The organism is Streptococcus sp. Z554, from assembly GCF_053010305.1.
This window is the reverse complement of sequence record NZ_JBRKNV010000009.1, coordinates 23,657-35,610: the sequence shown is the minus strand read 5'-3', so window position 1 is coordinate 35,610 and position 11,954 is coordinate 23,657. Positions and strand designations below refer to the sequence as shown.

The following is an 11,954-nucleotide window of genomic DNA, read 5'->3' as shown; positions in this document are numbered from 1 at the left end:
TATAATTATTTGAATGTCAAATTTTCTTTAACAGCAACTATTATACCTTAAAACAGACTATTTGACAAATCGTGGCAAAAAAAACGATTAACCCAAACTTGGTTAATCGTTTTAAAGTTTCTTATAAATGTTTTTGAGCTTCTGCTTTGATTTTTTCAACAACTTCTAGAATAGAAAGACCTGTTGTATCCAAATAGATTGCATCTTCAGCTTGTTTAAGGGGCGAAGTTTCACGATGACTATCTTTATAATCACGCGCAGCAATCTCTTCTTTCAAAGTTTCCAAATCTGTTTCGATTCCCTTTGAAAGATTTTCTTTGTAACGACGTTCCGCACGCTCATCTACAGATGCTACTAGAAAAATCTTTAATTCAGCCTGAGGCAAGACCACAGTACCAATATCACGGCCATCCATAACAATACCGCCTTGTTTAGCAATCTCTTGCTGGAGGGCTACCAGTTTCTCTCGAACAGCCGGAATAGCGGCAAAGGCAGAAACTGCGTTGGTTACTTCATTTTCTCGAATTGGATTTGTCACGTCAACATCTCCAACGAAAACAAGCTGCTCTCCATTTTCAGCACGTCCAAAGCTAATTGGATATTGCTCCAATAATTCAAGAAGTTGAGATGGCTCATCTGGGCTAATTTGGTTTTTTAAGGCGATATAAGTCGCAGCTCGATACATAGCGCCCGTATCCAGATAAGTATAGCCAAAGTCCTTAGCGATGATCTTAGCGACTGTGCTTTTACCACTTGAAGCTGGTCCATCAATAGCAATCTGAATTGTTTTCATTGTCACTCCTATCTTGTCTTAAGGACATCACCAGGATTTGCAAACCAAGTTCCTGAAGACATATGACCAGGATTTAAGGCTTCAAGTTGAGCAATAGAGATTCCAGCACGAGCTGCAATCGCTGCTTCACCTTCCCCTGGTAAAACTGTGATAGTTCCTTCAGAGTCAGTACGCGCCTCTGTATGTTCTTGTTGAGTTGTTTCTGCTTCGGTTGTCTCTGTTGACTGAATAGTAGTAGTAGCCACTGTTGTAACTTCTTCTACTTTTGGAGCTGAAGAATCATAAAAATCTTTCAGAGCTGAAGTGCGGTCGCTTCCACCTGATGATAAGTAGACTAACACAACTACCATACCAACAACAATAACAAAGAAAATAATAGCTAAAACAGTTAAAATACGATTCGCAACGACACCTGATCCTTTTTTGTTTCGTTGACGACGCTCTGTTCTTGATTCCTCTTCTTGGTTTTCATAAATATCTTCTTGCCACGGTTCCTTTTCCATACCTTACTCCTTGAGTTTTTTTTAGTTTCTTATTACAATATAAATATGAAGATTAGACTTATACCTGAACGTTGCATCGCTTGTGGGCTCTGCCAAACTTATTCAGATTTATTTGACTACCATGATAATGGTATCGTCCGTTTTTACGATGATCCTGAGCAATTAGACCGAGAAATTACTTGCAAAGACGACATTTTAGAAGCCGTTAAATATTGCCCTACTCGTGCTCTGATCATAGATGAATCCTAACATTTAATGGAATATAAATCGCTATTTTCCACTCCTTCTAGTTTAGCATATTTTTCTAGAAAATTATAGTTTTTTGCTAGCTATTTTTATACAATTTTTCTTTTATTTCTTCCAGTATTTCAATAACCAATAAACTGTTCTTTTAAGACATTTTTCTATCACTTAAGCACTAATCAAATTTTTTATTTCAACCACATATAAAGTTATAAAAAAAGAGGAATGACTTCCTCTTTTTTTGTTTAATCAAACGATTAGTCTTCAAATCCATTTGGATGTTTACTTTGCCAACGCCATGCATCTTCACACATTTCTGTAATACCAAGTTCTGCTTCCCATCCGAGCTCTTCCTTAGCTTTTGCTGGGTCTGAGTAGCAAGCTGCGATATCACCTGGGCGACGTTCAACGATACGATAAGGAATTGGGCGCCCAACTGCTTTTTCCATATTTTGAATAATTTCAAGAACGGAGTAGCCTTTTCCAGTACCAAGGTTATAAACATTGAGTCCTGAGCCTTTTTGAAGCTTCTTAAGGGCTGCAACATGTCCTTTGGCTAAGTCAACAACGTGGATATAGTCACGAACACCTGTTCCATCTTCTGTATCGTAGTCGTCACCGAAAACTTGAACTTGTTCTAACTTACCAACTGCGACTTGTGTGACATACGGTAGAAGGTTGTTTGGAATACCATTTGGATTCTCTCCCAGGTCTCCACTCTCATGGGCACCGATTGGATTGAAGTAACGAAGCAAAACAACGTTCCACTCTGAATCTGCTTTATGGATATCTGTCAAGATTTCTTCCAGCATAAGCTTGGTACGTCCATAAGGGTTGGTAGCTGAAAGTGGGAAATCTTCTAGGATTGGAACAGTATGTGGATCTCCATACACCGTTGCTGAAGAGCTGAAGATAATGTTCTTACAGTTGTTTTCTTCCATTGCTTTTAAAAGACTCACTGTACCAGCAATATTGTTATCATAGTAGGCAAGAGGGATACGAGTTGACTCTCCAACTGCCTTCAAACCTGCAAAATGGATAACTCCTGTGGGCTCTTCCTGTTTGAAAATGTCACGAAGTGTATCTGTATCGCGGATATCAGCTTCATAAAAAGGAATCTCAACTCCTGTAATTCTTTCCACTACTTCTAAGCTTTTACGGCTACTGTTGACCAAATTATCCACCACGACAACTTGATGTCCAGCTTGGACCAGTTCAATGACAGTGTGAGTTCCAATAAAACCTGCACCACCTGTTACCAAAATCTTTTCTTGCATCATTTTTCCTCAATTCTTGAATTATTTTTTTTATTTTACCATTTTTACAAGGGAATGTCATTTGCAATCCCAATATCTTCGTAAAAAGGAAGTAAAAGTGAATCTTTCTCTATTTTTGTTTAACATATTTATCAATCGGGTAATCATTTGGATCTAGCTTTCCAGTTCTTCCTTGAATTAATTCAGCCAAATGATAACCAATAAGTGGACCAGTTGTAAGACCCGATGAGCCCAATCCACTTGCTGCATAGACTCCTGATAAGTTTGGCACCTGTCCAAAAAATGGAGAGAAGTCACTAGTGTAGGCACGAATTCCCACGCGTTCACCACTAATCATTGCATCTTTTAAGCTAGGATAAAACGAACTTGCTGCTTCAGCCATTTGCTGGAGCAACGTTTTATCCACTGTCAGGTCAAATCCCATATCATTTTCATGAGTAGCACCTAGAGATAGTTTTCCACCTGGAAATGGAATCAAATCCCATTCGCCTTCCGGCATGACAACAGGATAAGATGCCATGTCTAAATCAACTTGATAATCTCGGAGTTGTCCTTTTTGTGGGCGAACATCAACCTCATAACCTAAGGGTTCTAATAAATGACCGATCCAAGCACCAGTTGACAAGATAACTTTGTCAAAAATGAGATTGTCTATTTGATAACCCGAAACTATAGGTCTTAAACTAACCTCTTTCTTTATAACCTTAACCTGACTAGCTTCAAGTAAACGACTGACTAAGAGTTGCCCATCTACTCGAGCTCCTCCAGAAGCATAGAGCAATCTCTCGAATCCTTCTAGACCAGGAAATAAGTTACTTGCAGTCGCTTGATCTAAAATGGCTAATTCCCCAATCAAGGGAGATTCATCTTTACGTTGCAGAGCCAGTTGATAGAGTTCCTCTAGTTTGGAGTCGTCTTTTTTAAGGAGAAAGACCCCGGATCGCTGATAAAAATCAACTTTTTGACCAGATTTCTCTAAGTCAGCTAATAAATCCACATAGAAGTCTGCTCCCAAGCGTGCCATCTTGTACCAGGCTTTATTGCGACGTTTAGAAAACCAGGGACTAATAATACCAGCTGCTGCCTTGGTCGCCTGTCCTAGTCCATGGTCAAAGACAGTTACTTCCACATCAGCTTCTTTAGAGAGATAATAGGCGGCTGTGGCCCCTACAATTCCTGCTCCAATAATGGCAACTTTTTTCATTGTTTTTACCTTCTAACTAGATATGGTGGAATGGATTGGTAGAAGCTTGACTTGCGATAACTTCTAGCGCCCAAGCATTTTCTTTCTTCCATTCGTTCAAAAGCGCTGCAATTTTTTCAATAAAGAGCACCTCAATATAATGCCCAGGGTCCAGAGCCAACAGGCCATCTGATAGCATGTCCTGAGCTGTATGGTAATAAATATCACCAGTGATGTAGACATCAGCACCTTTTGCTAAAGCATCAGGATAGAAAGATTGCCCACTACCACCACAAATAGCAACCCTTGAAATTTGCTTTCTTAAATCACTATCTTGATAATAGACCATTCGTAAACTATCTAGAGCAAAGACTTCTTTGACAACCTTAGCAAATTCTTCAAAAGTTTGAGGCTCAATATTTCCAATGCGTCCAATCCCTCGTTCAGGACCTGTCTCTTGTAAATAAGTCGTATTCTCAATGCCTAGCATCTGGCAGAACCAGTCATTAAGGCCGTTTTCAACGATATCAATATTAGTATGACTAACGTAAACTGCAATATCGTGCTTGATGAGATCGATATAAATTTGATTTTGAGGTCGATCGGCAACCAAGTCCTTGATTGGACGGAAAATTGGCGCGTGCTTGACGATAATCAAATCAACATCATTTTCAATAGCTTCTGCCACTGTTTCTTCACGAATATCAAGGGCAACCATGACCTTTTGAATATCCTTATCTAGGCTACCAATTTGCAGACCACGACTATCGCCTTCCATAGAAAATTCTTGAGGACAATAGGCTTCATAACGTTTAATCACTTCACTTGCTTGCATGGAGCACCTCCTTGATGGCTTGAATTTTATCTGCTAGAACTTGACGTTCTTCCTGATTTTTTTCTGGGATTTGGCCTAGGGCAAACTCCAACTTCTCAGCTTCTTTTTGCCACTTCTGGACAAATGCCTGACTAACTTCTCTTGCTAACAAAGGACCAAAGCGGGCATCTCTTGCTGACAACTTCATTTCTCCCGCTTCCACAACCAGAATTTCATAAAACTTACCAGCTTCTTCTAGGATGCTTTCTGCAATAATTTGAAAACCGTGGTCTTGTAGCCAACTACGCAAGTCGTCCTCACGATTATTGGGTTGAAGAATCAAACGCTCAACATGAGCTAGTTTGTCAAATCCCTCTTCTAAAATCGAAGCGATCAAACGACCTCCCATTCCTGCAATAGTGATCACCGAGACCTGGTCATTTTCTTCGAAAGCTGCCAAGCCATTGGCTAAGCGAACCTGGATTTTCTCAGACAAACCGTGACTTTCAACATTTTTTACCGCAGATTGGTAAGGACCTTCTACGACCTCGCCTGCAATGGCACGCTCGATGTGACCTTTTTCAACTAATTCAATCGGTAGATAAGCATGGTCGCTCCCCACGTCAAGTAAAACGGCTCCTTGAGGCACAAAGGAAGCTACCGTTTCTAATCTCTTTGAAATCATCTTCTCTCACTTTCAAAAACTCTATTCCCCTTTATTATACCATATTTTAGCTAGCAATCCTGCACCTAAAAAAGACTGCAACCATCGATTGCAGTCTTTCTTTATTTTCTCATTTGATAACGACTTGTCAGGATGAAAATCACAATAAAGATGAACATCATGATACCATATACTGGTAGTGTTTGAGCTGTCAGTGTTGAAATTTCCAGTAGTTTTTGAATTCTTGGAAATAGAGCTGTTCCAAGGAAGCCTCCAATAGACCAGACAATCAAGAGAACTCGCCAAAGGGTAAATGGCAAGCAAGCTCTCACTACAGACATGAAACCAATTGATGCCAATAGATAATACAGAATGGTCGAAATTTCAATGGCCGACCAGCCTTGACTTGTTCCAAAAATTTTAATAAACAGAACACTAAAGACTACCATCAAGGCACTTGGTAAAGCACGGAGCATGGATTTTCTGAGGAAATTATGTTCAACAGGTTTGATGTTTCTCTCAAAAGTCAATACGAACGGTGGAAATCCTTCCACAAACTGGTCAATCATGGTAATTTGAATAGGAATGAATGGGAAAATCAAAATCCATTCCGGACGTCCCAACAAAGCACTGGCAATACAGATAACTGCTAGCAAGAAGGAATAGATGGTCTTGATCAAGAAAATCGGAGCAATGTGGGCAATGTTATTGACCACACGACGACCTTCAAAGAGAATCTCAGGAACATCATTGAAATCTGAATTCAAGAGGACCAGATTTGCAATCTGACGAGTTGCTGGGTCTCCTTCAGCCATAACGATGGAACAGTCTGCCTCACGGAGAGCTAGAATATCATTGACACCATCCCCTGTCATTGCAGTAGTATGACCTGCTTTTTTCAGAGTTTGGATAATCAGTTTCTTTTGATGAGGTGAAACACGTCCGAAAATGGCTGTTTCCTCAGCCATGGCTATCAATTCTTCATCAGTAATCTTCGAACAATCTACATAGCTATGATAGTCTGCAAATCCTGCTTTTTGAGCAATGCTTGAAACGGTGACTGGATTATCACCAGAGATGATTTTCAGTCCCACTTCCTGAGAACGAAGATAGTCTAGAGTTTCAGCAGCTCCTTCTCGGATTGGATCTAGAATCTCAAGCAGAGCCAAGGCTTGAATATCAGATGGTTTCTGTGGTTTTTGATGATCAAGTTTTTCTTGACTGAGAGCTAACACCAAGACACGAGATCCTCGTTCAAGAGCTTCTCTAGCTTGAGGAACTTCAGCATCCAACAACATCTCCGGTGCGCCTAGGAAAACAGTTCCTAGACCTTCCAACTCCATTGCTCCCCATTTTCGATCACTTGAAAATGGAAGGCTAGAAATCATCGGATAAGCTACCTCTCCCGCAAAACGCGTTCGGATAGCTTGAGCTGTTGGATTTTTATCCCCACTGTGTGCCATATAACTAGTTAGTATTTTAGCAATGGCATCCTTATCGTAAGCTTGAGTAAGGGGAAGGACAGTCTCAAGCTGCATCTTCCCTTGAGTGATGGTCCCTGTCTTATCCAGACAGAGCATATCCACTCGTGCCAAGGTTTCAACAGAATACATTTCTTGTACTAAAACCTTTTTAAGTCCTAGTTTTATCACTGCAGTCAAAAGCGAAGTTATCGTCAGTAAAGCGATACCTTTAGGCAACATCCCTAAAAGAGCTGTAGATGAATTGACTACAGAAGACTTCAGCGGCAAACCTTTTAAGACTAAAGCTTCAAGCAAAAGAGCAATTCCAAAAGGAATAATGATTTTCCCGGTAAAGCCAGCTAGTTGGTCTAGCGATTTCATGATACGTGAGTTGATTGGCTTTACCGTTTTAGCTTCAAGCATGAGCTTAGCTGCGTAGTTGTCCGCCCCCACATGTTTGACCTTGGCAAAGACGGAACCACTGACAAGAAAGCTACCTGACATCATTAAGTCTTCAACTTCCTTTTGGACCAAGTCGCTCTCACCTGTTAACATGGCTTCGTTGACCTCAGCAAAACCTTCTAATACAATGGCATCACTTGGAATCTGATCTCCTGCTGACAAGCGAATCACATCGTCTAAAACAAGTTCTTCGGGGTCCAAAACTATCTCTTGTCCATCACGAATTGTCGTAATCTTTTCTTTATTCAAGAGATTGAGTTTATCAACCATATGTTTAGCACGTAGCTCAGTCACAATTCCTGAAAAAGCATTAAAACAGATAACTGCAAAGAAAACGAGGTTGCTCCAAGCTTGAACAAAGGCGAGCGCTAGGGCAATGGCAAAATTTAAAGCATTGAATAAAGTAAAGACATTTCTCTTCACTATCTGCCAAGTACTCGTGCTAGCAGAAGCCTTAAAATCATTGACTAGTCCCTGTTTCTGACGATCTTTAACTTCTGATTGGCTTAAGCCCATAATTTTATTTTTATCCATAAATTCTATCATATCATTTTTTTTTAAATAATTCTAATTTCATATAAAAGAGCTTTTCAGACTATACAAAAAACATTTGCCTGTCCTAGTATGATAAGGTATAATAAAAGAAAGAAAACTGAAGGAGACACCATGTTTTATACTTATCTACGTGGGTTGGTTATGTTGATTCTATGGTCAATCAATGGAAATGCTCACTTTCACAATACTGACAAAATTCCAAGTATGGATGAGAATTATATCCTTGTTGCCCCTCATCGTACTTGGTGGGACCCCGTCTACATGGCTTTTGCAACCAAACCAAAACAATTTGTTTTTATGGCAAAAAAAGAACTCTTTTCAAATCGTATCTTTGGGTGGTGGATTCGTATGTGCGGTGCCTTCCCTATCGATCGTGATAACCCAAGTTCTTCTGCTATCAAATATCCAATCAATGTCCTTAAAAAGAGCAATCGCTCACTGATTATGTTCCCAAGTGGTAGTCGCCATTCCAACGACGTTAAGGGTGGTGTTGCTCTGATTGCAAAAATGGCTAAGGTTCGTATTATGCCGGTTACTTATACCGGCCCTATGACTCTAAAAGGACTCATCAGCCGCGAACGAATTGATATGAATTTCGGAAATCCTATTGACATCTCAGACATCAAAAAGATGAATGATGAGGGAATTGAGATGGTTGCAGATCGCATCCAATCTGAATTTCAACGCCTGGATGAGGAAACAAAACAGTGGCACAACAATAAAAAACCAAATCCACTCTGGTGGCTCATCCGTATCCCGGCCTTGATCCTCGCAATTATTATCGGAATTCTGACGATCCTCTTTACCTTTGTTGCAAGTTTTGTTTGGAACCCAGATAAAAAGAGAGAGCAATTACAATAATCGAATCTTCACAAGCCCAAGTTTCTTACTTGGGCTTTTCCAATGAGTTAAGCTACTAATTAGCATATTGACAAAAACTTCAATCTATAGTATACTTTCAAAGTAAGCTGATTTAGCTCAGTAGGCAGAGCGCATCCATGGTAAGGATGAGGTCGCCGGTTCGATCCCGGCAATTAGCATCATTCATCAGTTCCTATTTAAGGAGCTGTTTTTTCTTGACAAAGTATTGGCCTCTATAGTACAATAAAGTCTGCGATGAGTCGATATGTAGCGAAAGCTACAATTGCGCAAAGGAGGTCATAACGCAGGAGCGGACCTTGAGAAATTGTGTGAACCAGTTTCTCACATGGAGATGCCTCTCACACTCTCTGGTTTTCCAGAGAGTTTTTTTCTTGTCCTAAACGAATGAGGTTCTGGACCTTATGAAACAAAAAAAGACCTATCACACAAGCTGGAAAGCTTGATATGATAGGTTTTTAATGTTAGATTAACGTACTGTACGGATACGCATTGTATTTGTACGAACAGCTTCTCCAAGTGGTACACCTGCAACGATAACGATGTCGTCACCAGATTGTACAAGACCTGCTTCAACTGCTTTACGTTCAGCAATTTCAAACATGTCATCAGTTGATGATGGAACTTCTGTCAACATTGGGATAACACCCCAGTTCAACATCAATCCACGTTCTGTCAATTCGTCAAATGTCAATGCCAAGATATCAGCGTTTGGACGGTATTTAGAGATCAAACGTGCTGTATGACCAGTCTTAGTCAAAGTTACAACCAATTTAATATCCATTGAGTTTGTAGCGTCTTTAACTGCTGAAGCCATAACTTCTGTTTTAGAGTTACGTTCAAATGAATCTGAGTTCAAACGTCCGTATTCGTTAAGAAGAGTTTGAGCGTTCTTGTCGATTGTAGCCATTGTACGAACAGACTCAAGTGGGTATTTACCGTTTGCAGACTCACCTGAAAGCATAGTCGCGTCAGTTCCGTCGATAACAGCGTTAAATACGTCTGATACTTCTGAACGAGTTGCACGTGGTTTTTCAGTCATTGTTTCAAGCATGTTTGTTGCAGTGATAACAACTTTACCAGCAGCATTCACTTTAGTGATAATCATTTTTTGGTAAACTGGAACCATTTCGAATGGTACTTCGATACCCATGTCACCACGAGCGATCATGATACCGTCAGCAGCTTCAATGATTTCGTCCAAGTTATCGATACCTTGTTGGTTTTCGATTTTAGCGAACAATTGAACGTGACCGTTACCAGTTTCTTCACAGATTGCACGAACTTCGTTCACGTCTTTAGCAGTACGTACGAATGAGATCGCGATGAAGTTGATACCTTGTTCAAGACCGAAGCGGATATCATCGTTATCACGTTCAGCAAGAGCTGGGAAAGGAATTTTAGTATTAGGGATGTTTACACCTTTTTGTTTAGCGATAACACCGTCATTTTCAACTTCAACTACGAATTCACGAGTTGCGTCGTCTTTTTCTACAACGCGAAGACCCAATTTACCATCGTCAACCAATACTTGACGACCAACTTCAACGTCATCATAGATGTCAAGAGCACCTGCAACGTTCAATGCAATCACTTCACGAGTTGATTTGATTCCTTGTTTAGTTGCAACACGGATTTTTTCACCAGTTTTGTATGAGTACTCTTTAGCTTCACCTTCGAACAATTCAGTACGGATTTCTGGTCCTTTAGTATCAAGAAGGAAACCAACTTTTTTACCTGCAAGTTTTTCAGCAAGTTTAACAGTTGCCATACGCTCACCTTGTTCTTGGTGGTCACCGTGTGAGAAGTTGAAACGGAAAGTGTTAGCTCCTGCTTCAATCAATTGAGCAATGTTTTTAGCTGAAGCTTCAACGTCAAGTTTTTCACCCCAGTATCCGTCATCACCGAATTTTTTACCACCACGGATTTCTACCGCAGGACCCAAAGTTGCAACGATTTTTACACGTTTGTTCATGATTTTTGTGACTCCTTTATATAATTCGACCTTTAATGGTCATTTTACCAGATTAGTTAAAGTTGATTATGACAAGCTCTTGTTCAAATCAGAAAGTTCAAGGTCTGCTTTATGAGGATTGTTAACGACAATCTTACCGTCAGCTGTTAAGCTAAACAAAGCTCCCTCTTCTGCTGTTCCAAGAATTGGATTTTCAACCATTTTCTCGTTACGAATACCGACAGCGACTCCACCGATTCCTTGTTTAAGAAGTTTAACGGCGTGTGCTCCCATGCGTGACGCTAGGACACGGTCACGAGCAGTTGGTGATCCACCACGTTGGATGTGGCCAAGTTCAGTTACACGAAGGTCACTTGTATCGCCAGCTTCTTTTAGTTTTTGACCAAATTCAGCCGCTGACATAACACCTTCTGCTAAAACGATAATGTTGTGTTTCTTACCGTGTTCATATCCAGCTTTGATGCTTGCTACGATATCTTCAAATTTGAAACCTTCTTCAGGGATGATGATTTCATCAGCACCTGTTGCGATACCTGCCCAAAGAGCGATATCACCAGCATTACGTCCCATTACTTCAACAACGAAAGTACGACGGTGACTTGATGATGTATCACGAATCTTATCGATCGCATCCATAGCAGTTGTTACTGCAGTATCAAATCCGATTGTAAAGTCAGTACCTACGATATCGTTATCGATTGTTCCAGGAAGTCCAATAGCAGGGAATCCATGCTCGGTCAAGCGCATAGCCCCATGATAAGAACCGTCACCACCGATAACTACGACACCTTCGATACCGTGTTTTTTCAATTGCTCAATCCCTTTAAGTTGACCTTCGAGTTTCGCAAACTCAGGGTAACGAGCAGAGTGAAGGAAAGTACCACCACGTGAAATGATGTCTCCTACTGAAGCAGCATCAAGTGGATAAATTTCACCAGCAACCATACCAGCGTATCCATCATAGATACCAAAAACTTCCATTCCTTCTGAGATTGCTTGACGAACAACTGCACGAATGGCAGCATTCATACCTGGGGCGTCCCCACCACTAGTCAAAACAGCAATACGTTTCATTTGGTTTTGCTCCTTTTTCTTTTAACATTCTAACTGATTATACCATATTTAAAGTTAAAATTCTTTTAT

11 protein-coding genes and 1 tRNA gene are annotated in these 11,954 nt (G+C 40.4%); 3 read left to right on the top strand and 9 right to left on the bottom strand.

Going from position 1 to position 11,954, the window contains the following annotated elements; all coding sequences use genetic code 11:
• Positions 1-121: 121 nt before the first annotated feature.
• The gene (gene cmk / locus ACVC7R_RS07745) at positions 122-793 is read right to left on the bottom strand and encodes a (d)CMP kinase (RefSeq protein WP_447264217.1); all 672 of its coding nucleotides are present in this window, start codon (positions 791-793) and stop codon (positions 122-124) included.
• A gap of 8 nt (positions 794-801) precedes the next feature.
• Positions 802-1,296: an SAG1386/EF1546 family surface-associated protein gene (locus ACVC7R_RS07740; RefSeq protein WP_447264216.1), complete on the bottom strand. Its 495-nt coding sequence runs from the start codon at positions 1,294-1,296 to the stop codon at positions 802-804.
• Between the two features lie 45 nt (positions 1,297-1,341).
• Between ACVC7R_RS07740 and ACVC7R_RS07735 the strand changes: the two genes are divergently transcribed.
• Positions 1,342-1,545, top strand: a complete 204-nt coding sequence (locus ACVC7R_RS07735; protein WP_447264215.1) for a ferredoxin — start codon at positions 1,342-1,344, stop codon at positions 1,543-1,545.
• A 251-nt stretch (positions 1,546-1,796) separates the two neighbouring features.
• Here the strand turns inward: ACVC7R_RS07735 and galE are convergent, their stop codons facing one another.
• The 5 genes from galE to ACVC7R_RS07710 all read right to left on the bottom strand — a co-directional run bounded on the left by galE (position 1,797) and on the right by ACVC7R_RS07710 (position 7,936).
• Positions 1,797-2,816 (bottom strand): UDP-glucose 4-epimerase GalE, encoded by a 1,020-nt coding sequence (galE, locus tag ACVC7R_RS07730; protein ID WP_447264214.1) that lies wholly within the window; start codon positions 2,814-2,816, stop codon positions 1,797-1,799.
• Between the two features lie 109 nt (positions 2,817-2,925).
• Positions 2,926-4,020: an NAD(P)/FAD-dependent oxidoreductase gene (locus tag ACVC7R_RS07725; RefSeq protein ID WP_447264213.1), complete on the bottom strand. Its 1,095-nt coding sequence runs from the start codon at positions 4,018-4,020 to the stop codon at positions 2,926-2,928.
• Between the two features lie 16 nt (positions 4,021-4,036).
• Positions 4,037-4,834: a Nif3-like dinuclear metal center hexameric protein gene (locus ACVC7R_RS07720; protein WP_447264212.1), complete on the bottom strand. Its 798-nt coding sequence runs from the start codon at positions 4,832-4,834 to the stop codon at positions 4,037-4,039.
• On the bottom strand, positions 4,821-5,498 hold the full coding sequence (locus tag ACVC7R_RS07715) for a tRNA (adenine(22)-N(1))-methyltransferase (RefSeq protein WP_447264211.1): 678 nt from the start codon (positions 5,496-5,498) through the stop codon (positions 4,821-4,823). The genes ACVC7R_RS07720 and ACVC7R_RS07715 overlap by 14 nt, the downstream gene beginning before the upstream one ends.
• A 101-nt stretch (positions 5,499-5,599) precedes the next feature.
• Entirely contained in the window at positions 5,600-7,936 is a 2,337-nt protein-coding gene (locus ACVC7R_RS07710) for a cation-translocating P-type ATPase (protein WP_447264210.1), read from the bottom strand.
• Between the two features lie 132 nt (positions 7,937-8,068).
• Between ACVC7R_RS07710 and ACVC7R_RS07705 the strand changes: the two genes are divergently transcribed.
• Together ACVC7R_RS07705 and ACVC7R_RS07700 are read left to right on the top strand one after the other, a co-directional pair.
• Positions 8,069-8,818 carry a lysophospholipid acyltransferase family protein gene (locus ACVC7R_RS07705; RefSeq protein ID WP_447264209.1) on the top strand — a complete coding sequence of 250 codons (750 nt, stop codon included), beginning with the start codon at positions 8,069-8,071 and terminating at the stop codon, positions 8,816-8,818.
• 106 nt (positions 8,819-8,924) lie between these two features.
• Positions 8,925-8,997 (top strand) — tRNA-Thr (locus ACVC7R_RS07700).
• Between the two features lie 308 nt (positions 8,998-9,305).
• Here the strand turns inward: ACVC7R_RS07700 and pyk are convergent.
• The gene (gene pyk, locus ACVC7R_RS07695) at positions 9,306-10,811 is read right to left on the bottom strand and encodes a pyruvate kinase (RefSeq protein ID WP_447264208.1); all 1,506 of its coding nucleotides are present in this window, start codon (positions 10,809-10,811) and stop codon (positions 9,306-9,308) included.
• 66 nt (positions 10,812-10,877) lie between these two features.
• On the bottom strand, positions 10,878-11,885 hold the full coding sequence (gene pfkA / locus ACVC7R_RS07690) for a 6-phosphofructokinase (protein ID WP_004253883.1): 1,008 nt from the start codon (positions 11,883-11,885) through the stop codon (positions 10,878-10,880).
• Between the last annotated feature and the right edge of the window lie 69 nt (positions 11,886-11,954).

Excerpts from the sequence above, each read along its gene's own strand:
- cmk (WP_447264217.1), bottom strand. The coding sequence starts at position 793 with ATGAAAACAATTCAGATTGCTATTGATGGACCAGCTTCAAGTGGTAAA.
- ACVC7R_RS07740 (WP_447264216.1), bottom strand. The coding sequence starts at position 1,296 with ATGGAAAAGGAACCGTGGCAAGAAGATATTTATGAAAACCAAGAAGAG.
- ACVC7R_RS07735 (WP_447264215.1), top strand. The coding sequence starts at position 1,342 with ATGAAGATTAGACTTATACCTGAACGTTGCATCGCTTGTGGGCTCTGC.
- galE (WP_447264214.1), bottom strand. The coding sequence starts at position 2,816 with ATGCAAGAAAAGATTTTGGTAACAGGTGGTGCAGGTTTTATTGGAACT.
- ACVC7R_RS07725 (WP_447264213.1), bottom strand. The coding sequence starts at position 4,020 with ATGAAAAAAGTTGCCATTATTGGAGCAGGAATTGTAGGGGCCACAGCC.
- ACVC7R_RS07720 (WP_447264212.1), bottom strand. The coding sequence starts at position 4,834 with ATGCAAGCAAGTGAAGTGATTAAACGTTATGAAGCCTATTGTCCTCAA.
- ACVC7R_RS07715 (WP_447264211.1), bottom strand. The coding sequence starts at position 5,498 with ATGATTTCAAAGAGATTAGAAACGGTAGCTTCCTTTGTGCCTCAAGGA.
- ACVC7R_RS07710 (WP_447264210.1), bottom strand. The coding sequence starts at position 7,936 with ATGGATAAAAATAAAATTATGGGCTTAAGCCAATCAGAAGTTAAAGAT.
- ACVC7R_RS07705 (WP_447264209.1), top strand. The coding sequence starts at position 8,069 with ATGTTTTATACTTATCTACGTGGGTTGGTTATGTTGATTCTATGGTCA.
- pyk (WP_447264208.1), bottom strand. The coding sequence starts at position 10,811 with ATGAACAAACGTGTAAAAATCGTTGCAACTTTGGGTCCTGCGGTAGAA.
- pfkA (WP_004253883.1), bottom strand. The coding sequence starts at position 11,885 with ATGAAACGTATTGCTGTTTTGACTAGTGGTGGGGACGCCCCAGGTATG.